At 58.7% G+C, this 25,866-nt stretch carries 25 protein-coding genes; 17 read left to right on the top strand and 8 right to left on the bottom strand.

The features are described 5' to 3' along the window. Positions 1–154: 154 nt before the first annotated feature. Entirely contained in the window at positions 155–1,258 is a 1,104-nt protein-coding gene (locus GSQ77_RS15695; RefSeq protein ID WP_158903659.1) for a mandelate racemase/muconate lactonizing enzyme family protein, read from the bottom strand. Positions 1,259–1,387: 129 nt separating this feature from the next. Beyond that, positions 1,388–2,578, bottom strand: a complete 1,191-nt coding sequence (locus GSQ77_RS15690) for a porin (protein WP_158903942.1) — start codon at positions 2,576–2,578, stop codon at positions 1,388–1,390. A gap of 306 nt (positions 2,579–2,884) precedes the next feature. On the opposite strand from GSQ77_RS15690, the gene GSQ77_RS15685 reads away from it, so the two are divergent. Further along, positions 2,885–3,862, top strand: coding sequence for a LysR family transcriptional regulator (locus tag GSQ77_RS15685; RefSeq protein WP_158903658.1), 978 nt, complete (start codon positions 2,885–2,887; stop codon positions 3,860–3,862). Positions 3,863–4,041: 179 nt separating this feature from the next. Here the strand turns inward: GSQ77_RS15685 and GSQ77_RS15680 are convergent, their stop codons facing one another. Further along, positions 4,042–4,752: an SDR family NAD(P)-dependent oxidoreductase gene (locus tag GSQ77_RS15680; protein ID WP_158903657.1), complete on the bottom strand. Its 711-nt coding sequence runs from the start codon at positions 4,750–4,752 to the stop codon at positions 4,042–4,044. A gap of 443 nt (positions 4,753–5,195) precedes the next feature. Between GSQ77_RS15680 and GSQ77_RS15675 the strand changes: the two genes are divergently transcribed. Beyond that, the gene (locus GSQ77_RS15675) at positions 5,196–6,137 is read left to right on the top strand and encodes a LysR family transcriptional regulator (protein WP_158903656.1); all 942 of its coding nucleotides are present in this window, start codon (positions 5,196–5,198) and stop codon (positions 6,135–6,137) included. Between the two features lie 85 nt (positions 6,138–6,222). Here GSQ77_RS15675 and GSQ77_RS15670 read toward each other — a convergent pair whose 3' ends face one another. Continuing rightward, the gene (locus GSQ77_RS15670) at positions 6,223–7,164 is read right to left on the bottom strand and encodes a LysR family transcriptional regulator (protein WP_158903655.1); all 942 of its coding nucleotides are present in this window, start codon (positions 7,162–7,164) and stop codon (positions 6,223–6,225) included. Between the two features lie 108 nt (positions 7,165–7,272). Between GSQ77_RS15670 and GSQ77_RS15665 the strand changes: the two genes are divergently transcribed. The 7 genes from GSQ77_RS15665 (at position 7,273) to GSQ77_RS15635 (ending at position 14,442) form a co-directional block, all read left to right on the top strand. Further along, positions 7,273–8,784 (top strand): CoA-acylating methylmalonate-semialdehyde dehydrogenase, encoded by a 1,512-nt coding sequence (locus GSQ77_RS15665; RefSeq protein ID WP_158903654.1) that lies wholly within the window; start codon positions 7,273–7,275, stop codon positions 8,782–8,784. 180 nt (positions 8,785–8,964) lie between these two features. After that, entirely contained in the window at positions 8,965–9,864 is a 900-nt protein-coding gene (locus GSQ77_RS15660; protein WP_158903653.1) for a LysR family transcriptional regulator, read from the top strand. A 47-nt stretch (positions 9,865–9,911) separates the two neighbouring features. Next, complete coding sequence (locus GSQ77_RS15655) at positions 9,912–11,009, top strand: nitronate monooxygenase family protein (RefSeq protein ID WP_158903652.1); 1,098 nt, start codon at positions 9,912–9,914, stop codon at positions 11,007–11,009. A gap of 342 nt (positions 11,010–11,351) precedes the next feature. Then, positions 11,352–12,761 (top strand): MmgE/PrpD family protein, encoded by a 1,410-nt coding sequence (locus tag GSQ77_RS15650; RefSeq protein WP_158903651.1) that lies wholly within the window; start codon positions 11,352–11,354, stop codon positions 12,759–12,761. 26 nt (positions 12,762–12,787) lie between these two features. Next, a complete protein-coding gene (locus GSQ77_RS15645) occupies positions 12,788–13,018 on the top strand; it encodes a tautomerase family protein (RefSeq protein WP_158903650.1) in 231 nt (76 codons plus the stop codon). 19 nt (positions 13,019–13,037) lie between these two features. Further along, positions 13,038–13,238, top strand: a complete 201-nt coding sequence (locus GSQ77_RS15640) for a tautomerase family protein (RefSeq protein ID WP_158903649.1) — start codon at positions 13,038–13,040, stop codon at positions 13,236–13,238. A gap of 211 nt (positions 13,239–13,449) precedes the next feature. Then, on the top strand, positions 13,450–14,442 hold the full coding sequence (locus GSQ77_RS15635; protein WP_158903648.1) for a nitronate monooxygenase family protein: 993 nt from the start codon (positions 13,450–13,452) through the stop codon (positions 14,440–14,442). Positions 14,443–14,491: 49 nt separating this feature from the next. On the opposite strand, the gene GSQ77_RS15630 is transcribed toward GSQ77_RS15635, so the two are convergent. Continuing rightward, positions 14,492–15,205, bottom strand: coding sequence for a FadR/GntR family transcriptional regulator (locus GSQ77_RS15630; RefSeq protein WP_158903647.1), 714 nt, complete (start codon positions 15,203–15,205; stop codon positions 14,492–14,494). 124 nt (positions 15,206–15,329) lie between these two features. Between GSQ77_RS15630 and GSQ77_RS15625 the strand changes: the two genes are divergently transcribed. The 3 genes from GSQ77_RS15625 to GSQ77_RS15615 all read left to right on the top strand — a co-directional run bounded on the left by GSQ77_RS15625 (position 15,330) and on the right by GSQ77_RS15615 (position 19,759). After that, complete coding sequence (locus GSQ77_RS15625; RefSeq protein ID WP_158903646.1) at positions 15,330–16,859, top strand: UxaA family hydrolase; 1,530 nt, start codon at positions 15,330–15,332, stop codon at positions 16,857–16,859. 97 nt (positions 16,860–16,956) lie between these two features. After that, positions 16,957–18,669, top strand: a complete 1,713-nt coding sequence (locus GSQ77_RS15620) for a lactate permease LctP family transporter (protein WP_158903645.1) — start codon at positions 16,957–16,959, stop codon at positions 18,667–18,669. 202 nt (positions 18,670–18,871) lie between these two features. After that, on the top strand, positions 18,872–19,759 hold the full coding sequence (locus tag GSQ77_RS15615) for a LysR family transcriptional regulator (RefSeq protein ID WP_158903644.1): 888 nt from the start codon (positions 18,872–18,874) through the stop codon (positions 19,757–19,759). Here GSQ77_RS15615 and GSQ77_RS15610 read toward each other — a convergent pair. Then, positions 19,743–20,519, bottom strand: coding sequence for a carboxymuconolactone decarboxylase family protein (locus GSQ77_RS15610; RefSeq protein WP_158903643.1), 777 nt, complete (start codon positions 20,517–20,519; stop codon positions 19,743–19,745). The genes GSQ77_RS15615 and GSQ77_RS15610 overlap by 17 nt on opposite strands. 411 nt (positions 20,520–20,930) lie before the next feature. Next, positions 20,931–21,200 (bottom strand): hypothetical protein, encoded by a 270-nt coding sequence (locus GSQ77_RS15605; protein WP_158903642.1) that lies wholly within the window; start codon positions 21,198–21,200, stop codon positions 20,931–20,933. Between the two features lie 209 nt (positions 21,201–21,409). Here GSQ77_RS15605 and GSQ77_RS15600 point away from each other — a divergent pair, with 209 nt between their 5' ends. After that, positions 21,410–21,880 carry a MarR family winged helix-turn-helix transcriptional regulator gene (locus GSQ77_RS15600; protein WP_158903641.1) on the top strand — a complete coding sequence of 157 codons (471 nt, stop codon included), beginning with the start codon at positions 21,410–21,412 and terminating at the stop codon, positions 21,878–21,880. Between the two features lie 110 nt (positions 21,881–21,990). Here the strand turns inward: GSQ77_RS15600 and GSQ77_RS15595 are convergent, their stop codons facing one another. Next, positions 21,991–23,097, bottom strand: a complete 1,107-nt coding sequence (locus GSQ77_RS15595; protein ID WP_254067644.1) for a helix-turn-helix domain-containing protein — start codon at positions 23,095–23,097, stop codon at positions 21,991–21,993. A 49-nt stretch (positions 23,098–23,146) separates the two neighbouring features. Between GSQ77_RS15595 and GSQ77_RS15590 the strand changes: the two genes are divergently transcribed. The 4 genes from GSQ77_RS15590 to GSQ77_RS15575 all read left to right on the top strand — a co-directional run. After that, on the top strand, positions 23,147–23,512 hold the full coding sequence (locus GSQ77_RS15590) for a diguanylate cyclase (protein WP_158903640.1): 366 nt from the start codon (positions 23,147–23,149) through the stop codon (positions 23,510–23,512). Beyond that, positions 23,497–23,847 (top strand): EAL domain-containing protein, encoded by a 351-nt coding sequence (locus GSQ77_RS15585; protein WP_158903639.1) that lies wholly within the window; start codon positions 23,497–23,499, stop codon positions 23,845–23,847. Before GSQ77_RS15590 ends, GSQ77_RS15585 begins: the two co-directional genes overlap by 16 nt. A gap of 8 nt (positions 23,848–23,855) precedes the next feature. Further along, positions 23,856–24,290 carry an EAL domain-containing protein gene (locus GSQ77_RS15580; protein WP_158903638.1) on the top strand — a complete coding sequence of 145 codons (435 nt, stop codon included), beginning with the start codon at positions 23,856–23,858 and terminating at the stop codon, positions 24,288–24,290. Between the two features lie 443 nt (positions 24,291–24,733). Further along, positions 24,734–25,866: exopolysaccharide biosynthesis polyprenyl glycosylphosphotransferase (locus tag GSQ77_RS15575; protein ID WP_158903637.1), on the top strand; the 1,133-nt coding region annotated here is incomplete at its 3' end.

The following is a 25,866-nucleotide window of genomic DNA, read 5'->3' as shown; positions in this document are numbered from 1 at the left end:
GTTAGTACTCCTTTAGATCAACGATTACCGCAGCCGTCGCATTGCAGGACCCATGCCTGCGCAATATGTCTCTCAGGCCCGGGAGCCGCTTGCCTGTCTGTCGTGGAATAGGGCGCTGTTGAGTGGCTCGCTAATTTTCACGCAGGCGGCGCGTTCAGGCCACGCGGTATTCGCGGATGACATCCGCGTCCGGTTCAAGGCCGAGCCCTGGGCCTTGAGGTACTGCGATTGCTCCGTTCTTCGGGATGATCGCGTCGCCATAGAGCTGCGCTTCCAGGTCGAAGTAGCGCCATTCGACGAGCGCACCTGGACCGCCCAGAGCCGCGCTCGCATGCACGCCTGCCAGCAGGCCCGGACCGTCATAGAAGGTGTGCACCATCACCGTGGTGTTATGGGCGTTGGCTAGCGCGAAGATTTTTTTTATTTCTGTGAGACCGCCCATTTTGGCCGGGCTCGGTTGAATGAAGTCGACGGCCTTCGCCTCAAGCATATGTTCAAAATCCATCAACGTCGACGCGTTCTCGCCGGCGGCGACGGGAATGCCCCCCTCCTGTCGCACCCGCGCAAGCCCCGAGTAGTTTTCTGGCGGCCAGACAGGCTCTTCGAGCCAACGGAGGTTGAACTCGTGCAGCTTGTTCGTCATGTCGAGCGCTTCGCGCACGGACCATGGGCAATTGACGTCGAGCGTGATCACAATGTCATCGCCTGCGGTTTCGCGAGCGACACGTACGCAATCGAGGTTGATCTCGTGCAACTTGAGATGACTGTAGCCACTCTTGAGCGCACGCGAGACGTTCTCTCTGACGAGTTCGGGATCGGAATACCGGATAAGACTGGCGTAGCAGCGCAGCGAGGTTGCGTCGCTACCTCCGAGCAGTTGATGGACCGATTGGCCCGCGACCTTCCCGGCGATATCCCAAAGCGCGATGTCGATCGCGGAGAGCCCGTAGATAAAGGCACCGCTGCGCCCGAAGATGTGGAATTTCTTCTGCAGATCGACCATCAACTTTTCAATCTGCGTTGCATCCCGACCTATCGCATCGGGGGCGAGGAAGGAATCGATCACGACCTTTGCGCCGGGAACGGACATAAAGCCAAACGTTTCGCCCCAACCCACTACCCCTGTGTCGGTCGTCACTTTGACGATCAGCGAATCGACTGTTTGCAGACCTGCGCTACCCCACGCTCCCGCATCGGACCGGCCACCCGAGGTGAAGGGTATTCGCAAGGGGATGGACTCTATGCTGGCAATTTTCACGGTGTTCCTTTTCTCATGTTCTCGTATCGCGTCCGATGGTGGCTTGGGCCATGCATCGATCCGCGGTTCCCGCGCCCCTAATCTATTGGGTCGCGAACGCTCCCGCGTGACGGCGCACTCTATAACTGCTTAAAACTTGTGTCGTAGGCCCAGCCGCACAATAGCCTGGTGATTGTTTGACGAATCGCCCTGGTTGCCGATGTTCGCCACGGCGGGGGCGCCGGTCGAACTGGTACCCGAGGCTTTTTGCCATGTGCCCAGGATGTAGACATCGGTGCGTCTGGACAATGAGTAATCAGTCACTAAACTGAATTGGCTGTAATGTTGATCGCCGAGGGTCTGGCCGCTGGCGTTCGTTACGCTGTTGCCTTTTGTGTAGTTATACGTCGCACCCGCATAAAGATTTTGCTTGAATTCCCATTTCAACCCCACTTCCGCGGTGTTGAACATTGCGTTTGCGCCGCCGCTCACCGCGTCGCCGTATTGGGTGTTCGAATACGCGACATTGAATTTGGCCGGCCCGATCTTGTAGCTGGCACCTGCGGCTATTACTTGATACGAAGTGGCGGCGGCATAACCGCTATTCAAGGAACCTCCCAGTACGGATACACCGTTCTGGTTGTCGGTGAAAAAGCCCGTGCCGGCTGTGCCGGTCGGGTTCTTGAAGTAGTTGTAGCCGGCGCCCAAAGTGATCGGGCCGCTGGCATACGCTGCGCCCGCGGAATATCCGCCGCCCCCGGTGACGTTGCCGGCTTCGCCACCCAAGCTGACTACGGCACCGAACGTCAAGCCGTTGAAGTTCGGGCTCCCATATTTGATGGCGTTGTTGGTGCGCACCGTATTGCCCAGATTGTCCAGGTCGCCCGGGTGATCGAACAAGGTGGAGGAAGCGACATATCCATACGCCGCCACCGGCTGAACGTAGGTCACGACGGCGTCGTACTGGCGGCCCATTGTCAGCGTACCGAATCGCGAGCTGCTCAACCCGACAAACGCTTGACGGCCGAAGGGCGTGCCGCCTTGTCCGAATGCACCATTGCTCACGTTGATGCCGGATTCGAGGGTGAAGATGGCCTTCAGACCGTTACCCAGATCTTCGGCACCTCTGAGTCCCCACCGGCTGCCATTCAAACCGGTGGCCGAATCGAGCGTAACCTGGCGTCCGCCCACGTTGGTGCCGTTCACGACATTCTTGGCGTTGGTGTTGTACTGCACGCCTTCGTCGATGATGCCGTACAGCACCACGCTGCTCTGTGCATGCGCGCTAATCGAAACCGTGCCCGCAATAGCACTCGCTAAAAGTATTTTCTTCACGGGAATATTCTCTGAACGAATGAACGGGGCATGCTTAACCAATGTAGTTGCTCACGCGAGCTAGTTCAAGGTTGTAACAGCACGCCCCAGCGGCCAACGCCGATGGCGTGGCGCGCATCCTGGCTATCTGTGAGGGAGATTAGCCGACGGGATTCTGGCCTTTGTGGGCGAGGCGATAGAGGGTGCCCCTATCTGTTCCAGCGATACACCTATCATCACAAACCGCGTGTGTGATCTGGAAACATTGCTAACCTTATTCCTACGTGACTTGTTACTACATGCGGCATCAATAATCTGTCAGTGAGGTAGGAGATGGACCAGCTTTACATGTTGCGGGCGTTTGTTGCGGCCACCCGACATCGGAGCTTTAGCAAGGCCGCGGCGTCGTTGGGCGTGACCACCGGCTCCATCTCGAAGGCGATCGCCAAGCTTGAGGCGAGCATCCATACGCGGGTCCTGCATAGGACAACGCGGTCCGTGTCGTTGACCGAAGCGGCACAGCCGTACTATCTGAGCTGCTGCCGTCTGCTGGAAGAACTCGACGAAGCCAATCGCCGCATCACGCAGGAGAGGGAAGTCGACGGTGGCAGGCTACGGCTCGCTGTGCACCCGATGCTGGTGAGCGAAACCTTCACCCGACTGGTGCTCAGCTATCACGCCATCGCCCCGAATGTGAATTTGATGGTTTCCGTGCAGGACGGAACCGTGAATCTGTATGACGGCCGATTCGATATGGCGATACTTCCGCCTCATCTGGTAGAGCAATCGGCGGTGATACGCCGCACGTTATCGAAGTCGCCGCGCATCCTCGTTGCAGCCCCCGGTTATCTTGAACAATACGGTACACCCGAAGCGGCGTCGGAACTAACTCATCACTTCCTGCTGCTGGACCCCGAGTCGAGGCAGAAGGACTCCGATTTCATCGAGTTATTGGAGGACGGAAAAAGAGTGAGCGTGTTTCCCATGTCGTCTCTGGACGGCAACGAAGTGCTGCTGCGGGCCGCGGCGCTCACCGGGACCGGTATCGCCACGTTGCCTGAAGCCATGGTTCGTGAGGACATCGCCTTGGGGCACCTCACGCACATCTTGCCGCAGTGTTCTACGTCGGACAGTAGCGTCGAGATTTGTCTCTTCTATTCGCACCGCGAACTGCTACCCGCACGGCTTAGGACCTTCGTGGATTTTTGTGCGGAGTTCTTTCGCGCGCCGGCTCAACCTGTTCCCGAACACGCGAGCCCGGCTTTGCACCGGCTGGAGCATCGCGAAGATCGCAGGTTGAAGACCGCCTGAGGCTTGCACCACATCGATGATCGGTGTGGAAAATCGCGATCGACAAAAAGGGCGCCGACTAGCGGCGCCCGGTGGTGCAGGGTGATCAGTGGCCGAATGGGACGACCTATGCGATCTCCCATGCAATGGCCTATCGGACGCCTTATCAACGGACGTCGCGGCCGCTGACCCGTGACTGCTTAGTGGCCTGCGCTCTGGCCGCCGTCGACGTGCAGGATTTCACCGGTCACGAAAGGCGCCGAATCCAGGTACAGCACAGCTTGCACGATATCGCTCATCTCGCCCATGTGGCCCATCGGGTGCAGAGCTCCGAGCGCCGCGTGGGTTTCAGGCGCGTGCATCGGCGACTTCATGATGCCCGGCGAGACGGCGTTCGCGCGTATGCCAGCCTTCGCGTATTCGATTGCGAGGGACTTCGTGGCCGAGTTCAGACCGCCTTTGGTCAGCGATGCCAGTACCGACGGAACACCGTTGATAGCGTGGTCGGTCAGGCTGGTCGTGATGGTGACCACGTGGCCGCTCGAATTCTTTTCCATCTCGGGGATTGCGAGCTGCGTGAGGTGGAAGAAGCCGTTGAGGTTCACGCCGGTGATCGCCGCGTAGTCTTCGTCGGTGTACTTGGTGAAGGGCTTGGCGATGAAGATGCCTGCGTTGTTGACCAAGGTGTCGATGCGGCCGAAGCGTGCCACGCCTTCGGCAATCACGCGACGAGCGACCGCCGGATCGCCGATATCGCCGGCTACGGTCAGAACGTTCGCATCATCCGACGGCTTGATGCTGCGTGCCGTTGCGACAACGCGGTAGTCGAGCTTGCGGAAAGCCTTGACCAACTCAGCGCCTATGCCTTGTGACGCACCAGTAACGACGACGACTTTTTGTGCTGTGCTCATGATAAACCTCGAAATAAGTGGATTCGGCTCTGTTGCCGATCGGACCGATGGCGCCGATAGGTGCTAAATCTAGGCGTGTTGGCGCAGAGTTCGTATACCCGCCATGGACAAACAGTTGTGCGTGGCGAGAACAAATCGGGTTGATCCCCAGCGTTTGTCGCCGACTCCAACACAGTCACACGGTACGTACGTAGGCGCATATCGACCTACAGTGTTAGCGCAGGCGCTGTCTTCCAGCGTGAGCGAGTCGCCTCCCGCAGAGCATTGTTGCGCCGGAATAATTTTCTCTAGTCATTGATTCTTGTGGGGAAAAAATGGCGTTCGGTCTCGGCGAAATACCTTCCCGGACTTGCCCCGCACGATCGTCCACCAATTTTCGCAAAGGGCTACAATCGGATTCCTGAATGTCGTTGGTGGTTCAACCGTTGAGGGCCTAACGCAGCATGGACACGTTTCGCGACATGAAAATCTTTGTTGGGGTGGTCGAGGCAGGAAGCTTCACGGCGGCCGCTGAGCAACTGGACACAACGACGGGCTACGTGTCCCGGTTGGTTTCCGAGCTCGAGACTCATCTGCGTACGCGCTTGCTGAACCGCACGACCCGGCGCATCGCACTGACGGGGCCGGGCGAGCGCTATCTGCAGAGGTGCTACGCCATCATCGCGGCGGTGGCGGAAGCCGAGGCCGAGGCGTCGAACGCGCATGCACAGCCGGTCGGAACGCTGAAGGTTCACGCGATGTCGAGCCTGGGGCAAAACTATGTGGTGCCCGCCATCGCGGCCTACCAAGAGCGTTATCCCGATGTTACGGTAGACCTGACCCTTTCGCAGAACGTCCCCGATCTGATCGAAGATGGCTACGACGTGGCCTTACGGGTCACGTCGACTTCGCTGCCTGACTCCGGCTACATCGCGCATTCGCTGGGCACGTTGTACAGCGTTTTGTGTGCGTCTCCCGGGTACCTCGAGAAGCACGGTGTGCCGGAAACGGTCGAAGATCTATCACGCCATATGTGCTTGCAGGTGGCCATGCCCGTGTTCCCGTCGGACCGCTGGCTACTGAAAGGTGTCGACGGCGAACATGAATTCAAGTTGCCCCATGGACGATTCAAAGTGAATGTTCCGGACGCGATGGCCACGGCCTTGCAGGCGGGTATGGGAATCGGCGCGCTACCGACGTTTGCGATCCGGTCTTTGTTTCAGTCAGGCTCGTTGGTGCGGGTGCTGCCCGAATATCACCTGCAAACGCTGAATGTCTTCGCGGTTTATGCGTCGCGACAGTACCTCGACGCGAAGATCAAGACATGGGTCGAGTTCTTGCGCGAGTGGATGACGCAGGTGCTAGGGACCGACGACACGGAGATCAGAGGTATTTCCAAGCACTGAGTGACGGTGCCGCCTACACACCGCCGCCACCGCCGCCACCGCCACCACCGGCGCCACCACCGCCACCGACGCTGGGCCCAATCCGTTACATCGGAAAACCGATGGCAAAGCTATCACGCAGATAACTGACAAACACCCCGACTGCGCGCGGCACATGCGATGTATAGGGCCGCAGTATGTGCAGTTGTTCGGCGAATGCGCCGGTGACGCGCCAATCAGGCAAAAGTACCATCAGCTTTCCGGCCTGGACCGCCGCTTGGGCAGTGAAATCGGGCAGCAGCGCAATCCCCAGGTCATCGAGAGCCGCATCGCGTAGCACTTCGCTATTGCTCGCGGAAAACTGCCCGGTGACGGGGACCGTGATCGGCGCAGCCGCGGTTTTACGCGCCGTTCTGCGCTCGAACGACCACATGGCTCCTCCCGTCGAACGCGGATAGAACAGGCAGTCGTGAGACGAGAAATCGTCCGGTGTCTTGGGCGTGCCGCGTTTGCTCAGATAGGCGCGCGTCGCAACGAGCACGGAACGTGTCTCGCAGAGCTTCCAGGCGACGTGGGTATCCGGCGCTTGCGCGCTATGGCGTATCGCCAGATCGAATCCTTCCACCGCCAGCGAGCTGATCCTGTCGGACACCTCCAACTGAACACGGACCTCGGGATTCGCTCGCAGGAAATCAGGCAATCTCGGCACGAGCTGCTGCCGTGCGAATGAGACGGGTGCCGTAACGCGCAATAGTCCGCGCGCAACGCCGGCTTGTTCCCGCACCGATGCAAAGCTCGCGGCGATGTGTTCGAAGGGACCCCGCGTATTGTCGACGAGCCGTTGCCCGGCCTCTGTCAACCGCACGCTGCGTGTGGTGCGCTGGACCAGCGAAATGCCTGCGGCGTGCTCCAGTTCGGAAATGCGTTGGCTCATCGCCGCCTTGCTCACGCCAAGGCGCAAGGCCGCCGCCGTGTAGCTGCCTTGCTCGGCGAGCGTGGTTAGCCAGTGCAGATGAGTCCAGAGACCTTCAACCTTTCGGATGTCCATACATTCATTGTTCACAATACAAAACAGTGATTTCAATGATAGCGTCTTTCCAGTTCGCTCGCAGCCTCCTAAACTCCTTTCATCGCCAATTACCACAGAGGAGTCGATATGCAAGCCTTCAACGATAGCACTGACGTCGGACATTTCATCCACGGCCAGCGCGTGAGCGGTACGGGAGCACGCACTCAGTCCATCTTCAACCCAGCTACGGGTGCACAGCCTCGCCGGCTGCTGTTGGGCGAAACCGCGGACGTGGAGGCAGCCGTCGCGAGCGCCAAGGCTGCATTTCCGAAGTGGAGCAATACGCCGCCGATACGCCGTGCACGCGTTATGCTGCGTTTCCTCGAATTGATGAATAAGCACACTGACGAACTGGCCGCCATCATCACGGCAGAGCACGGCAAGGTATTTTCCGATTCTCAAGGAGAAGTCGCGCGCGGCATCGACGTCATTGAATTTGCGTGCGGCATCCCGCAACTGCTCAAGGGCGACTATACCGAGCAAGTCTCGACGAACCTGGACAACTGGACGACGCGGCAGGCGCTGGGCGTGGTCGCGGGCATCACGCCGTTCAACTTCCCTTGCATGGTGCCGTGCTGGATGTTCCCGGTTGCCATTGCAGCCGGCAACACCTTCATCCTCAAGCCCAGCGAGCGCGATCCGTCGGCGTCGCTGTTCATGGCGGATTTGCTGAAACAGGCTGGGCTGCCGGATGGTGTGTTCAACGTGGTTCAAGGCGACAAGGTGGTCGTGGACGCCTTGTTGACTCATCCGGACGTCAAGGCGGTCAGCTTCGTCGGCTCAACCCCGATCGCCAACTATATCTACGAGACGGGCGCCAAGCACGGCAAGCGTGTCCAGGCACTCGGGGGCGCGAAGAACCATATGGTGGTGATGCCGGACGCCGACATCGATCAAGCCATCGACGCCCTGATCGGCGCCGGGTACGGGTCTGCCGGCGAGCGATGCATGGCTATTTCGGTGGCGGTCCTGGTGGGTGATGTGGCTGACAAGGTTGTTTCGGGGTTGGCCGAGCGCGCCCGCACTCTGGTGGTCAAGAACGGGATGGAGTCCGATGCCGAGATGGGGCCGCTCGTAACGCGGCAAGCTCTGGAACGCGTCGAAGGCTATATCGCGCTGGGTGTGGAAGAAGGTGCGACGCTGGTGGTCGACGGTCGCGGCTTTAAGGTTCCGGGTCACGAGGATGGCTTCTTCACCGGCGGTACGCTGTTCGATAACGTGACGCCTGAAATGCGCATCTACAAGGAAGAAATCTTTGGTCCGGTGCTCGCATGCGTTCGCGTCAAGGACTTCACCGAAGCGGTTGAACTGGTGAACGCCCACGAGTTCGGTAACGGCGTGGCATGTTATACGCGTGACGGACACATCGCCCGGGAGTTCGGCCGCCGGATCGAGGTCGGGATGGTCGGTATCAATGTGCCGATTCCTGTTCCGATGGCGTGGCACAGCTTTGGTGGTTGGAAGCGCAGCCTCTTCGGCGACATGAATGTGTACGGAGAAGAAGGCGTGCGTTTCTACACGAAGCAGAAGTCCATCATGCAGCGCTGGCCCGAGAGCACCGAGAAGGGTGCCGAGTTTGCGATGCCGACCGCGAAGTAATAGCGGAGTCAGTCACTTCTGAGCTGAATGCCTGGGGTAGCTCGCATAGCGACTCCAGGCAGATTGAAGTCTTTCCATTGGGTAAAGGGTGTTTTTCCTGCCTACCGATTGACTGCCCGTTCGTTCAGACCGAACATCCTCGTGTGTATCTCCCCGAGCGAGGATCTGACCGAGGGCAAAATGGATTTTTCATCGCTGGAAATATTCTGTGCCGTCGCGACGCAGCAAAGTGTCACTCGCGCGGCCCGGCATCTGGCACGTGCCCAGTCAAACGTCACAACGCGTGTGAAGCAGCTTGAAGAGGAGCTAAAGGTTCAGCTCTTTTCAAGGGGCGGTAAACGCATGACGTTGACGCCCAACGGGCACAGATTGCTCGAGTACGCGCAGCGCATGCTCAGTCTGGCCGAACAAGCGCGTCAGGCCATGAATCCGGATCCCCCCATGGGTCGGCTACGCATAGGCGCCATGGAAAGTACCGCAGCGGCACGCCTACCTACGCTGCTTTCGGCTTACCACAGCAGGTGGCCACAGGTTGAGCTGGAAATTTCCATCGGCACATCTCGCTCACTGGTTGAGGACGTGGAAAGCAACCGCGTGGACTGCGCATTTGCGGCCGATGCCGGTTTGCAGTTTTGCGCCGAACTGGGCGCAAGGTTTGCCGAGCGCGGACTGACTGCAACGCGCGCCTACACGGAAGACCTGCTGTTGGTGTTGCCGCCCAACCATCCACCCGCAAACGGGCCGCAGGACCTCAAGATCACGACGCTGGCTGCCTTTCCCCTCGGTTGCACCTATCGAAGTGTGCTCGAACACTGGTTGGGGGCCAAGGACGGAGAAGGGGATCACGACTGGACGATGATGGAGCAAGCGTCGTACCACACGATGCTAGCCTGCGTGGCGGCCGGGTCCTGTTTCGCCCTTTGCCCCAAGTCGATATTGGATTTGCAGCGTGCCCCGATGGACGTGCGAACGCAGGAACTCGCCACGATCGATACCTATCTGGTCACGCGTGCCACATACAGTAGCAGCGCATACGAAGAGCTGCTTCGGTCCGTTCAGACCGGAAGGCACTTTGTGTAGAGAAGCGGCTATCATTTGAAACGAACCTTAAGTGAAAAGGAAGCGACATGACTAATCAGACAGACAATCGAACCTTGCTGCGTTTGTTGAGCATCGAGAAGCCAATCATTCAGGCCCCCATGGCCGGGGTTAGCACGCCTGCGCTGGCCGCGGCGGTATCCAATGCCGGCGGCCTGGGCTCGTTGGGCGTCGGCGCGATGAACGCCGAAGGGGCCCGCAAGGTTATCAAGGAGACCCGCGCACTGACGGCTAAGCCCTTTAACATCAACGTCTTTTGTCATGGCCCGGCGACTGCCAACGAAGCGATCGAGCGACAGTGGTTGAGTTGGCTCACGCCGCACTTCAAGGAATACGGGGCGACGCCGCCCGCGTCGTTATCGGAGATCTACACGAGCTTCTTGGCCGACCCGGCCATGCTGGAGGTGTTCCTCGAGGAGAAGCCTGCGATTGTCAGCTTCCATTTCGGTTTGCCATCCGCCGAAGTGATCGCGGCGTTAAGGAAAGCCGGGATCAAGCTCTTGGCCACCGCGACAAATCTGAAGGACGCTGAGCGGATTGCAGCGGCGGATGTCGACGCCATCGTTGCGCAAGGTATCGAGGCGGGCGGACATCGCGGTGCGTTCGACCTGCACGCGCGCGATGACCGGCTGGGCACGTTTGCGCTGACGCGCCTGCTGGTCAAGGAATTCAAACTGCCGATCATCGCTTCTGGCGGCATTATGGACGGAGCCGGGATTGCGGCGGCACTGGCGCTCGGTGCTCAGGCGGCTCAACTTGGAACCGCATTCGTTGCCTGCCCGGAAACATCGATCGACGAAGGCTACCGTCGTGCACTTCTCGGCGAGTCGGCACGTCACACGACTTTTACGGCCGCGATCTCCGGGCGGCTCGCGAGAAGCATGGTGAACAAGTTCACGGAACTCGCTAGCGACGAAAAATCGCCGCAGGCGCCCATGTACCCGATCGCGTATGACGCCGGCAAGGCGCTTCATGCTGCGGCCAAAGCGAAAGGCGAGTTCGGCTACGGCGCGCAGTGGGCCGGGCAAGCCGCGGCGCTTGCGAGGTCGTTGCCTGCAACCGAACTGTTCGCTCAGCTGGAGAGCGAGCTCAGAGAGAGTGTCAGGCAGTTGCAGCAACAGCTTTGAGAATGACTGTTTACTAAACGGAAACGGCTTTCCGTGACTGCTCCAATATAATCGGCGTGCTGCATAGGCGCGCTGTTTTCGCTATTCGTTTAGTAGAACTTTACGTGACGGATGATTGGTTATCTGGTGGATAGATAACCCTATGCAATACCTTCGCTTGATATTCATTTTTAACAGTGCGAATCTGCATCACGGGCTTGAGTATCGATGAAGTTGTCGTCGGACTGTACAAACGTCAATCTTCAACTGTGAGTGGGAATGCCGCGGGAATACTGCGTGCATACCGTTCTGCGCGATTTGCAAATTTTTCGATTGAGCATTTTATTTCAGGAGCTTCATCAAATGAGTACTCCTACAACCGCCCAACGTATTGGCACGTTCGCGCACGACGCGCGTGCCGCTCACTTAACGCCGCAATCGCGGACCGTGTTCAAACGTAACATCCTCGATAGTCTGGGCTGCGCGATCGCAGCGCTACCGGGCACGCCATTCAAAGCACTGCGTGAGCAATTCGACGAATATCGCGGCACCGGATCGTGCTCGTTGATCGGCGGCGGCAGCACTTCGCCCGACCAAGCTGCGTTGTACAACACGAGCCTGGTTCGTTATGTCGATCTGCTCGACAGCTATATGTCGCCAGGCGGCCTCTGTCACCCGAGTGACAACTTCGGCACGATACTCGCCGCCGCCGACCATGCGCATGCCAGCGGCGAGGACTTCATGCTCGCCTTGGCCGTGGCCTATGAGATCGGATGCCGCATCACGGCGATTGTCCCGGTCATGGCGAAAGGGTTCAATCATTCCATTCAACTGGCGATATCGGCCGCTGCCGGGTCGGGCAAATTGCTGGGCCTCGATGCCGATCAAATTGCTCACGCCATCGCGATTGCGACTGTCGATAACATCTCGTTGACGTGTCTGCACTCCGAGCCGGTCTCGCAGTGGAAGGGGTTCTCGCCCGGCATTACGGGCATGCGTGCGGTCTATTCCGCGTCTCTGGCGAAACGCGGCTTCACGGGCCCGCTGCGCCTGTTCGAAGGACCCAACGGACTGGTGCGTATGTTCGATCAGCCGCTGGACGTGGACTGGGACGATCAGCGGCTGGAGGTCATCCACCAGACGATCATGAAAAAGTACTGCTCGCTGATACACGGTCAACCTGTGCTTGAGGCAACGCTCGAACTCAAGCGCAAGAATGGTGTGAAGAGCGATGAGGTCGAAGAAGTCGTGTGCGACATCTTCCAGAGTGGATTCGATATTGCGGGCGGCGGCAGCTTCGGTCCGAAGGACGATCCGCAAACCAAGGAACAGGCCGACTACAACATCAAGTATCTGATAGCAGTGGCATTGATCGATGATGAAGTGGGCCCTGCTCAACTGGATCCCAAGCGAGTGCAAGCCGCCGACGCGCAGGCGCTGCTCAAGAAAGTGACGGTACGCCCGGACGCTGGATTCTCCGCGCAGTACCCGCATGCGTTGAACACCCGAGTGACGATCAAATGCAAGGACGGCCGTGTGTTCTCCAAGGAGCACGTCGGTTTCGAAGGCGGCCTTGAAAATCCGTTCACGTGGGAACGTACGGTCGAAAAATTCCATTGGTTGAGCGAGCAATACGCGGATGAAGCGCTTCGAGGCCAGATCATTGATCTGGTCTCCACACTGGATGAACACTCGATTGCGGAGTTGATGCAGCTCCTGGCGAAGGTAAGTCCAACACCCCGATTCCCGGCGAAACATCCGGGCATTCAATAACCGATAAAGGTCCTTAGGAGATAACCATGGCCCTGATTTCTTGCGACATGCGGTACGGACGGACTGACGAGCAGAAGCGGCAACTTGCTGCCGGCCTGCTGCGTGTGGTCAGCGCGGCAACAGGTGAAACGAAGAACGACATCTTTCTCGTCTTCCGCGAAGGACGGGGTATCAACTTCGTCGAACACGGCGAGCATCTTCCCGAGTACGTGGAAGGCGCCGCAAACGATAAAGAACTCATTAGTCGACTCAAATAGAAATTATTGGAGGATCACCTTGCCTTTCATCGAATGCCACATCAAGACAGGTCTCACGCATCAACGTCGTGAACAACTCATCAGGGACATCATCCAGGTCACGCACGATGCGATCGGGTCTGATCCCAAGATCATCAATGTCATCCTGCACGAACATCCGGCCGAAAACATCAGCATTTCCAGTCGTATCAACGGGGAGGACTTCAAGAAGAGTAGCTAACGGGGTGACATTAACGGAGTGACCTGACCTGAGCCACGTGGATTTAGCCACGCGAATTTAGCGAGACGAATTTAGCGAGACGAATTTAGCCAGATTAAGTGCGCGTCGTTGGTTGCGTGGCTTGCGTCATGGAATGCTATTTAACCGATCCGCCAGGCATTGAACTTGACGGACCGGGATAGGCGACTATCCCGACGAATAGGAGACGAGTATGTTTGAGCGGTACGAGCAATTTACGAAGCAACTGGGTATCCGTCATCCGGTGCTGCTGGCACCGATGGATCTGGTGGCCGGCGGCAAGCTTGCCGCGGCGGTCACGAATGCGGGCGGCCTCGGGATCCTAGGAGGTGGCTATGGAGATGAGGCGTGGCTGCGCGAGCAGTTCGCCGCGGCACAGGGCACTCGGGTGGGCGTGGGTTTCATCACGTGGAGCCTGTCGCGGCAACCGCATCTGCTCGATGTTTGCATCGAGCATTCGCCGGCCGCGATCATGTTCTCGTTTGGCGATGCACGTGAGCACATCGCGAAGACGAAGAAGCACGGCATTCTCACCATCTGCCAAGTGCAAACGGTTGCGATGGCGCGCGAGGCCGTGGACTACGGCGCCGATCTCATCGTTGCCCAGGGTACCGAAGGCGGGGGGCACGGGGTCGCTTGCGGCACCGTCTCGCTAGTCCCCGCGATTGTCGATGCAGTGGGTGCAAAGGTGCCGGTTGCCGCCGCCGGTGGTATCGCGGATGGCCGGGGCTTTGCTGCGGCCCTCGCGCTAGGAGCTTCGGCCATCGTTCTCGGAACCCGCTTCTACGCGAGCAAGGAAGCGATCGGCCACGACGACGCCAAGCGGCGCATCGTTGAGTGCAAGGGCGGTGAAGAGACCGTGCGCAGCATTCTGTTCGACATGGCACGCGATAACGTGTGGCCGGCACCGTATGCAGGCCGGGTGCTGCGCAACGACTTTACGGAAAAATGGTTAGGACGTGAGCGTGATCTACTGCAGCAACTGCACGTGGAGCATCCTCGGTATATGGAAGCGCGTGCACATCACCAGTACGACACCGCAGCCGTGATTGCGGGCGAGTCGGCTGCATTGATCCACGATGTGCTGCCGGCCAAGGCGATCGTCGAGAATATCGTCAGGGAAATGGACGAAATTTTGGGCTACTCGTCGTATCGGCAAAGGCATGAGGCGAAAGCTCACGCGTAATTGCTGCGTAGTGCGGGGCGCCGCTTATCGGTGCCCCGTGCGCCAAGAATCAAGATCCGAATTGTTTCCCGACAAAATCGATGTGCGCGAACATCGCCTGCTGCGCGGCATCGGGATTGCCGTCTCGAACCGCAAAATAGATGGATTCGTGCTGGCTTAGTCGCATCGTCGACTGAAGCGCGGCATTCGCGTTGTTGACCGTTGCATCGAACGTGTTCGCCGCGATGTGCTCGCGCAACATCGTAATGACGCTTGCGTAAAACTGGTCGAGCATTCGGTTGTGCGATGCGGCCGTCAGCGCCAGATGAAACTCGCCGTCGACGACGGCTTCCGCATCGACGTCCTGCGCCGTGACCGCGTTTCGCATTTTCAACAGTATCGTCTTGAGCCTGTCCAATTCTTCCGGCGTCGAACGCTGTGCGGCGAAGCGCGCAGCCGCGCATTCGAAAACCAGCCGAAATTCCAGCGTCTCCGATCTCAATGGCGGGTTTTCAGCCACCAGTTGCAGCCACGGTGCGCTTAAGCGCACAGGCTGTTTCTGCACGACGTACACGCCGCTGCCGCGCTTCGTTTCGAGTAATCCCTTGCTGACTAGCCGCTGGATCGCCTCGCGCACAGTCGAGCGCGACACGCTCAGCAATTCCGCCAGCGCCCGCTCCGCGGGTAGGCGCGCCGAAGCGCTCCAACTGTCTTCGAGCACTTTTTCTTCGAGTTGCCGGACGGTCCTTTCGAGTACGCCGGACGAAAGGCTGTGAAATACCATGGCGCTGTTTCCAAAATTGGCCTGACCGATTTGCTTCGCCTCCCGAACGAAACCACTATGCATGAGAGCCGATGCGCATGAGCGACCGCGTCGCTCATGCACCCCACAATCGAGGAGGAAAAACATGACAGATTTTACTTCACTGGTCATCAAACTGCATCGTAGCGACGACGTTGCCATTGCGCGCGGCGCGATTGCTGCAGGTACCGTGCTGCATGAACTGGACGACTTGCTGGTCACCGACGATATCCCTGCTGCGCACAAGGTGGCGTTGCGCGCACTGAAGGCTGGCGACCCCGTGCGGCGCTATGGCCAGATCATCGGATTCGTCACGCAGGCGATCGAGGCGGGCGCCCATGTCCATACGCAAAACCTCTCGATGGGCGACTTTGCGCGTGACTACGCCTATGGCCAGGACGTGAAGGCCGTCGCGCCCGCGCACGAAGCGCTGACGTTTCAAGGCTTTCGCCGGGCCGACGGTCGCGTTGCGACGCGCAACTACCTGGGCGTGGTCAGCACCGTCAACTGCTCCGCGACGGTGACGAAGCTGGTCACGCAGCACTTCTCGGCACCCGGCGCCCTGGACGCCTGGCCCAACGTCGACGGTATCGTCCCTATCACCCACAGCTTTGGATGCTGCATCGACCACAACGGTGACGGTATTCAGCAGTTGCGCCGCACGATCGGCGGCTACGTTCGGCATCCGAATTTCGCCGGCGTGCTGGTTATCGGGCTGGGCTGCGAATCGAACCAGATGGGCGCAATGTTTGTTGCTGAAGGTGTCGAACCCTCGGAGATGATGATACCGCTCGTGATCCAGGATCACGGTGGCACACAGAAGACGGTCGACGCCGCGATCGCTGCCATCGAGAAAATGCTGCCGGTCGCGAACCGCGCCGTACGCGAGCCGCTGCCGGTGTCGCACCTGAGCATCGCGCTGCAATGCGGCGGATCGGATGGGTATTCGGGCATCACGGCCAATCCGGCGCTCGGCGCCGCCGTCGATCTTCTCGTGCAGCACGGGGGCACCGCGATACTGAGCGAGACGCCCGAGATCTATGGCGCCGAACATCTGTTGACGCGCCGCGCGATCACGCCGGAGGTCGGCGAGAAGATCGTCGAGCGCATTCACTGGTGGGAGAGCTATGCGGAGCGCGAAAAAGGCAGCATCGACAACAATCCCACGCCGGGCAACAAAGCCGGCGGATTGACGACGATCCTCGAAAAATCGCTGGGCGCGGTGGCCAAGAGCGGCTCGACGCCGCTGATGGGCGTCTATCGCTACGCGCAACCGGTGGACACGAAAGGCCTCGTGTTCATGGATGCGCCTGGCTATGACCCCATGGGCGCAACCGGGCAGATCGCAAGCGGTGCCAATCTCGTGTTGTTCACGACCGGACGCGGTTCGTGCTTCGGCGCCAAGCCTGCGCCTTCGATCAAGCTCGCGACCAATACGCGCATGTACACACGCATGCTCGACGATATGGACATCAACTGCGGCGACATCATGGACGGCAGCGCCACTGTGGAGCAAAAGGGCCGTGAAATCTTCGAGATGATCGTCGATGTCGCTTCAGGAAAGATGAGCAAGAGCGAAGCGCTCGGCGTGGGCAACGAGGAATTCGTGCCCTGGATGATAGGCGCACAAATGTAGGGTATGGATCAAACGCGCACGGCAGACGTGGCGCACGCGAGGGGGCATGACCACCCGCGCGCCACGTCTGAATAACTAAAGTAAGGAGATTGTGGACATGGAAGCGTGGCATCAAAATTATCTGCCATTCGATAGCATTGGCTTTTCCGCGCTTGCGGCAAGCGCACCGATTATTCTGTTCTTCATCTGTCTGGCGATGCTCAGGGTCAAAGGGCACGTCGCAGCGGCATTGACGCTCGCGCTGTCGCTGTTGGTTGCGGTAACCCTATTTCATATGCCGCTGAGCATGGCGTTGGTATCGGCGTCTTACGGTTTTCTCTATGGCATGTGGCCGATCGCGTGGATTATCATCGCGACCGTATTCGTCTACAAGGTCGCGGTGCGCTCGGGGCAGTTCGACATTATCCGCAGTTCGATCACCAGCCTGACCGACGATCGCCGCCTGCAGATGCTGCTGATCGGCTTCTCGTTCGGTGCATTCCTCGAAGGCGCGGCCGGCTTCGGCGCGCCCGTCGCGATCACTGCCGCGTTGCTGGTCGGGCTCGGCTTCAATCCGCTTTATGCAGCAGGCTTGTGCCTGATCGCGGACACGGCGCCGGTGGCATTCGGTGCGCTCGGGATTCCCGTGATCGTCGCGGGCCAGGTGTCGGGTCTCTCCCCATTCTCGATTGGTGCCATGGCGGGCAGACAGTTGCCGCTCATGTCCGTGTTCCTGCCGTTCTGGCTCGTGTTCGTCATGGACGGCAAGCGAGGGTTGCGTGAGACGTGGCCGGCCGCGATGGTCGCAGGAGGCAGCTTCGCACTGACGCAATATTTGAGCTCGAACTTTCTCGGACCTGAGCTTCCCGATGTTGCATCGTCTATCGTGAGTCTTGTTTCGCTCGGGTTGTTCCTGAAGATGTGGCAGCCGAAGAAAGCCTACGCGCCCGCCGTGGCTGTCGTCGGCGGTGGCACAGCAGCGTTCTCTGCTGGTGGTGCTCTCGGTGGCGGCATGGGGGGTGGGTTCGGCGGCGCAGCAACGGCGAGCCCCTATCCGATGAGTCGAATCGTGAAGGCCTGGTCGCCGTTCCTTTTCCTCACCGCGACGATTACGGTGTGGGGCCTCGGTGGCTTCAAGGCATTGTTCGGCGCGAAAGGAATGCTCGCGGCGACGACACTGTCTTTCCACATGCCGTTCATCGACCGGCTGATCATCCGTGGCGCGCCGGTTGTCGCGACGCCCACGCCGCTTGATGTCGTGTTCAAGCTCGATCTGATCGGCGCGACCGGCACCGGCATCTTCCTCGCGGCGATCATCGCGATCGTGTTCCTGCGCATGCCCGCGAAAGCCGCGCTCGACACGTTCGCCGAAACGCTGAGGGAACTGCGCCGCCCGATCCTGTCGATCGGCCTCGTCCTCGCGTTCGCGTTTGTCGAGAACTACTCGGGCATGTCGGTAACGATGGCGCTGCTGCTGGCGAAAACCGGCTCGTTGTATCCGCTGTTTGCGCCGCTGCTCGGCTGGCTCGGTGTATTCCTGACCGGCTCGGACACCTCGTCGAACGCGCTGTTCGCCGCATTGCAGGCAACCACGGCCCATCAGATCGGGGTGTCGGATATTCTGCTCGTCGCGGCTAACTCCACGGGCGGTGTGGCCGGGAAGATGATCTCGCCGCAGTCGATTGCCGTCGCATGCGCGGCGACCGGACTGATCGGAAGAGAATCGGATCTGTTCCGCTTCACGCTGAAGCACAGCATTGGACTGGCTGTGATCGCCGGCATAATTACGCTCAGCCAGGCCTACTGGTTGACGGGAATGGTGGTGAAATAGGCGCTTGCGGCAAAGAGTTGATGGGCCAGCTTCCCGTTGCGTAGTGAGAACTGCTTCCGGCTAGTGTGCACTTTCTCTTTGGTGTACGATAAATGGTTAGCGCTGTGATGGATAGAAACGTCATGGTAGGAGCCGCTTATTACCGTTTCGCGCCTCGCGCAGGCATAGTGAAGCTGGCAGTCATTTCATAGAGGTGCAAAGCATGGACGTTGCAGACCTCAAGGTATTCGAAGCTGTTGCCCGTCATGGAAGTATGAATCGGGCAGCTACCGAGCTGCATACTGTCCAGTCGAACGTGACAGCACGAATCCGGTCTTTGGAAAGAGAAGTCGGGGTCGCGCTTTTTCAGCGGCACGTACGCGGTGTAAGTCTGACCCCGGCGGGGCAACGGATGCTGCCGTACGCGGCGCGCATCGCAAAACTGGTCGCGGATGCCAGGGTCGCAGCGCTCGACGATGGTCTGCCTGGCGGCGCTCTCGCATTGGGAACGCTCGAGACCACTGTGGCGCTGCGCCTTTCTCCGATACTAAGTAATTTTGCGCGAACCTACCCTCAGGTTCGCTTATCGCTGATCACCGGCACGAGTTCCAGCCTGACAGCGGATGTGGCCGAGTGTCGACTCGACGGGGCGTTCGTAGCCGGGCCGCTGGATCATCCGGCGCTCCACACCGAGACGGTTTTCCAGGAAGAGCTGGTTCTGGTGACACCGCGCACCCTGCGCTCGTTGGAGCAGCTTAAATCGGTCCAGGATCTCAAGACGATAGTCTTCCAATTCGGTTGCTCATATCGACAGCGGCTCGAGGCCCTGCTCGCCGACATGGGGATACTCACTGCAGTGCCGCTCGAATTTGGCTCGCTGGACGCGATCATCGCGTGCGTGTCTGCCGGTATCGGCGTCACGCTACTGCCACGCGGCGTCGTATCGAGTGCTGCGGAACAGGATCTCGTTACGATCCACGCGCTCGCTGCAGATAAAGGGCGAGTCGAGACGCTGTTCATTCGACGACACGATGCCTACGTTTCGAGCGCAATGCAGGCGTTCGTCGATATTGCCCGGTCTGAGGCCGGACCGCTTATGGTCGCGGCGTAGGCGTAGGCGCCGGTGCACTGAAATTCTCCTCAAGCATGGGGACGCCGATCAGCGCGCCGTGAATCCCGATGACACTGACGATCTCGAGCACTTCCATGATTTCGTCTTGCGTCGCGCCATGACGAATGGCATTACGCATGTGCGTCTTTATGCCGGGCTTGTACAGATGGGTGGCCGCAGCATCAAGTGCACAAAGCACGAGTTCCTTGACCTTCGGCTCGAGATAGGCCGCGTTCCAGGGAATAGCCGAAAAATTGGCGTATGCCTCGAAAAAATCCGGGTCGACGCTCAGCAGGGCGTCCCACGACGGGTCCCAATAGCCTTGATCCTCGATGAAACGCTGTTTGAGCGCTTCATGTCGTTCACCTGACGCGGCCGAAGTTGAGACGAGCCCCTCTTCGTTCAGAACCTCGAGCAGGATAGGCACACCAACATTCGATGCATGGATGCCCACCGTGCTGGTCAGTTCCAGAACTTCCATCAATTCCTCTCGGCTAGCGCCAAACTCGATCGCCGCCTTCAGATGCATTTGGATACCGGGCGCGAAAAGGTGGGTAGAGGACGCATTGACCGCGATGTAGATGAATTCCTTGACCTTGTCGGCCAGGTGATTGTGTTTCAGGGGCACGGCTGACAGGCGCAGGTACGCATTCAGAAACTCGCAGTCCATCCGCAGAATGCTCTCCCATTGCGCAGCCCAGCTGTTCCTGATCCGGATAAAGTCGTCCTTGATGGCCTGCTGTCTTGCAGTGAGAGTCATGATCGGTTCCGTGAGGTCATAGCGGTGTTGCGGTGCGATGCCTAATGTGGCCGCCGCGGCCGGCACTCGCGGTGGCACCCACCGTTGCACCCGCTGTGGCACCAGCACCCCTCACGATAAGGCGTTTTCTCCGCGGCGGAAACCCGCGCCGCGATCAACAAAGCGATCGATCAATGCCCAATGCGCAACGAACCCGTGACAGAAAACGCTCGCGGCCACAAGTTCCCGGCAGCTTGCGCAATCGACCCGCGCTCTCACAGTGACCCGGTAGCTGAGGTAGCAAGAAATTTGCGCCGGGTAGTCGATCAATATACTTCGGATACCATATCTTACTTGGCCGATAAACGGCACCCCGTGCCACAGTGGCCTGCCCGATAAAAACCGGGAGGCCAACTGCGTGACAGGTCCGGCTTAGTGATGTGAGTACAGCGCATCGTTGTCATTGGATGCCAGAACGTAGGACGGGGTTTGCGCCACGCTGCTAACCGACTGCGTGCCCGCGTTTGTGTTCTCCGTACGCGCGGCCTCAGTACTTTGGCCATGTTGCGACGCGGATACGGCAGCAACGGGGGTGTAGCGAGATGCGCTGTCGTAACGGCTGCTGGCAAAAGCGGGAGTGGCGGAAGCGGCGGCTACGGCGCTGGCTGCGATGATCACTGCGGCGATGAGATGCTTGTTCATGGTGAAACCTCCAATAATTTAAAAAGTCACAAATCGTGCTATCGATCTTTCTTAAAGCGGATCCGATTCAATCGGATGAGATGAATAATACGCCAAGATTTCGTAATGTCAATCCCTACCGATTAAATCGCATCCGATGTATAATCGGGGCACGAGACGCGGGTCTTTGCCTGGGTCGCATCCGGAGTCTTATCCTGACAGGGGCGCAAATGAAACCGACCAAACCAACCAAACCGGCAGACCCGCCAGAGCTGAAGCTTGCCGACTTCCTGTGCTTTGCGGTCTACTCGGCCAACCTTGCCTTCGGCAAGGCCTACAAGCCGATCCTCGACGAGCTCGGGCTCACGTATACGCAATACATCGCGATCATTGCGCTATGGGAGGAAGACAACCAGACCGTGAGCGGGCTGGGCGAGAAGCTGTTTCTCGAATCCAATACGCTCACGCCTATCCTCAAGAAACTGGAAGCGATTGGTTATCTGCGCAGACAGAGGGACCCTGAGGATGAGCGTCAGGTGCTGGTCAGCCTGACGGACACCGGGCGGCGTCTGCGGGAGAAGGGTTTAAGCATGGATCTGACGGAAGCTTGCGGCCTGGCGGCCGATGAGTTTCCTAGAATGCAGAAAGCGGTCGCCAGGCTGCGCAACAATCTCATCGATTCCGTGCGCGGGAAGGGATGATGGCTCGCTGGCTCGCGGCAACCTCATGGGAACCGCGCTTGAACCGCATTTGAACCGCGTTTTCCAGCCGTGGCGAGCTATGATCACGACGCTGCATCAGGCGCTAACTATCAGCCTGTTCGCATTGCGCCGATTTCCTGCGGTCTGCGCATCTGAATGATTCGCGATGTTTCGCTGGCGACATGGGGTGTAGGCAAGTGCCGGGAGCGCTGCAATTCGGACGCTTGAACACGGGCGTCCCGCGGACTCAGGCCATAGGCGCGCCGGAAGGCGCGCGTGAAATCCGACGCACTTTTGAACCCTAGTCCATACGCGATTTCCGTGATCGCCCGCTGCGGGAACCGAACCAGTTCATCGGCGGCTTCCCGCAATCGACGATTGCGGATGTAAGCGCCCAGTCCACCCTCATGATCGAACCAGCGATATACCGTAGCGCGCTTCAATCCCAGCGCGTCCACCACGCTAGAAGGGGAAAGCGCGCTGTGATGCAAATTGGCGTCGACGAATCGACGTATTTTCCCGAGGATGGCGCTTTGGATGGCCGCACGCGCTTCGCCGTTCACGCGCACCTGTCTTTGGAAGGTCGCAACCAGTAACTGAGCCGCCACGTGCAATGCGTTGGTCGCGTCGTGCGAGTGCATTGCCGGCAAGTCGCGGCTGAGCGAGGCCATGTGATCGAAGGCGAGGCGGGTCAGCGGCGAGTTGCGCTCGATGATACGGCCGTGTATGCCTTCGGCATCCGGGAAATCCGACTCAACCAACGATTTTGGTACGAAAAGGCTAAGCAACTGACAGGCAGGACGATCGACTGCAAACGGCTGATTCAGGTCGAACGCGGCTATCCCCTGGACCGCATCGGCAGCGCTGCGTTTTTTGTGCACGCCTGTCACATGTCCTATCTGCCCCAGCACCGGGACGTGGAAGACGTAATCGCGTCTCGTGTCCATGGAGACTCTCGCGACCGACCGCTCAAGCACCATCGAGTCGGTATGGGCTTCGGTGAAGACGAAACTCCCCACCGTATAGCGATCGATGGACCCGCTGAACCCACCCGCAACTTGCGCCTTCGAAGGCAGTACATCGACGACATGGCCGACCCGGTCGCGCCATGCCAGCATTTGTTGGTCCGTCGGCCGGCCATGCGTGCTGAACCGGTTCGGGACAACGAGTGCCGCAGCGGTGTTACGGTGACTGGGGGAGCTTGCGAGCGTATTCACAGAGTTAGATTCCTTGGCGAAGGCCGAGCCGATGCAGTCTCACGGTACCATGTCGCAAAAATTGGTGCCGGGTGTTGCTATTTTCTCCGGATTGGGACGCACGGTAAAGTCGCCCGAAGACAATGCGATACCTTCTAGCCCGTGGCGTCGGTGTCCCGCAAGTGCTGCGGTCGACATCACGGAGCGCAAGCATTACGAGGCTTTGTTGGAATACCACGCCAACTATGACGTGTTGACCGGTCTGGCAAATCGTCAGCGGCTGCTGCAAGCGATTTCGCAACGCCTTAAATCATGCGTGCGCGAAGGCGATACGGTGGCGCGACTGGGGGGCGACGAGTTCGTCTTGGTGATAGACCATTCGAATGACAAATCAGCCGTCGCGTCGCGAGGGAATCGCGATTGCGCAACGCATTAAATTGCGGTGAATTCTTTCTGCATTATCAATCGAAGGTCGATTTGTACACCGGCCAGATTGTCGGTGTGGAAGCTTTGATTCGTTGGAGACACGAAGGATCGGTTATCTCGCCCAACGAATTTATTCCCTTTGCGGAGGAAACCGGACTTATTGTTCCCATCGGCGAGTGGGTTCTTCGCACTGCTTGTGCACAGATCAAAACTTGGCAACGGGCAATCTTGCCGGAGATAAGCGTGTCCGTTAATTTAACGGCACGCCAGTTCAATGAAAAGAATCTAGTGAACCGGGTGGTGCAGACACTGAACTTGAAGCGAAATTTCTTGAGCTTGAGCTGACCGACAGCATGGTCATACCCAGCGTCGAATCGAGCGTGGTGGTCTTGCAGCAATTGAAAGATGTGGGCGTGAGGCTCTCCGTCGACGATTTCGGTACCGGATGCTCCAGTTTGAGTCACCTGAGGCGTCTGCCTATCGATGTGTTGAAGATCGATCAGTCGTTTGTCCGCGATATTACGAGCGATGTCAACGATGCTGCAATCGTACCCTTGGTTATCTCACTGGCGCATAGCCTGAAGCTTAAGGTAATTGCAAAAGGTGTTGAAACGCAGGCGCAGCTCGATTATCTCCATCAGTGCCATTGTGACGAAATGCAAGGTGAAATTTTCAGCCGGCCGAGTGCTCCCGATGACGTGGAACAGATGCTACGGCTTTCTAGTTTATTGCCCCTGCGTCAGGTGAAACTTGACTCATCAATTAATAACGCCATAGTCAATAGATAACCTCGCTCTGCACCACCGCGCACGCCTCACGGCTGATATGCATCGAATATCGGAGGAAAGACTATTACGATAAAAAATGAATGAAACCAAAGATGCGCAATCGGGTCGTCGGAAAAATTTTCCGATTTCGATTATTGGATTGCGCTACCCGTGATATCCGGCACCGAGTCGGACAAAATGCAAGTCAATCAAAAAAAATCCTCGAGCACCGTTGTTAAGCCATCAATTTTATAAAATTGAGACGCATGGTCAAGTTTGCCACACGCAAATCGATATAATCCGCCCGGGCACGTCGATGCTTACACTGGCATATCTACCAAGGATCAAAGTTGTGGTTCTCCGCAATCCGTTTCCACCGCAGACCGCACTACCCTTGGATTTAGCGAGTATGGCGCCGACTTTTTACAGGAGCTTCTTGACCGGTTTGGCGAGGGGGGGAAGGTATGGACACTGATGGATTTCACTCCCGCGAGCCCGGCCTAGCCGTCGAAGTTCGATTTATCGACACCTTTGCCGTGGTTGTCTGCCTGCCGTTGGCGGCATGGATCATGAGGCAATCGCTGGACGGCAATTACCTGCTGTTGCTCACCTTGGCGCTGTTGTTTTTCACACTGTTTTCTCAGGTGGGGAAGCTGTACGGCTCTTGGCGTTTGCAGCCACTGTGGATGGAGCTGGTCCGGGTCGGGCTGGTTTGGTGCGGCGTGTTGGGCGCGCTTTTGGGCATGGCGTTCCTGTTCAAGGAGTCCGCCGTTTATTCGCGCTTGCTTTTAGGCGTCTGGGCTTGCATGGTGCCGAGCGTGATGGCCATCGTCCGATGGAACCTGCGCCGCCGCATCAGGAAGGACAGTTTGCGGGGCATCAATGTGCGCGTTCTGGCATTTGTCGGGGCCGGCCCCGCCGCGCAGCGCTTGGCCGAGCGATTGAACCTGACTGCCTGGATGGGCTTGCGCGTGGCCGGCGTGTATGACGACCGCCATATAAGCCGGTTGTCGCTGGGCGACATGTCTTTGATAGGCGACACCGAAATGCTGCTGCGCGACGCTCGCGCCGGCAAGCTCGACTATGTCTACATCACGCTGCCGATGCATGCGGAAAAACGCATCGTCGAGTTGGTGAACGCACTGGCCGATACGACGGTTTCAGTCTATGTGGTGCCGCACGCATTCATCTTCGACCTCATGCACGCCAGTTGGGTGCAGGTCGGGGGGCAGCCCGTGATCAGCATCTACGAGACGCCTTTCTTCGGTATCGACGGTTCACTCAAGCGCCTGGAAGATTTGGTGCTCGCCAGCCTTATTTTGGTGTTGATCAGTCCACTGCTGTTGGCCGTGGCCATTGCGATCAAGTTGAGTTCTCCGGGGCCGGTACTGTTCCGCCAACAGCGCTACGGGCTCGACGGGCAAATCGTCGAGGTCTGGAAATTTCGCAGCATGAGTGTGAGCGAAGACGGCGACGTTGTGCAGCAAGCCCAAAAGGGCGACCGGCGCGTAACGTCGTTGGGCCGTTTCTTGCGCCGGACCTCGCTGGATGAGCTGCCGCAGTTTATCAATGTGCTGCAAGGGCGGATGTCCATCGT

This window comes from Burkholderia sp. L27(2015) (assembly GCF_009765705.1).
Classification (GTDB): Bacteria; Pseudomonadota; Gammaproteobacteria; order Burkholderiales; family Burkholderiaceae; genus LMUX01.
Note: the sequence above shows the minus strand (reverse complement) of the source record. Positions and strands in the feature narration are given on the sequence as shown.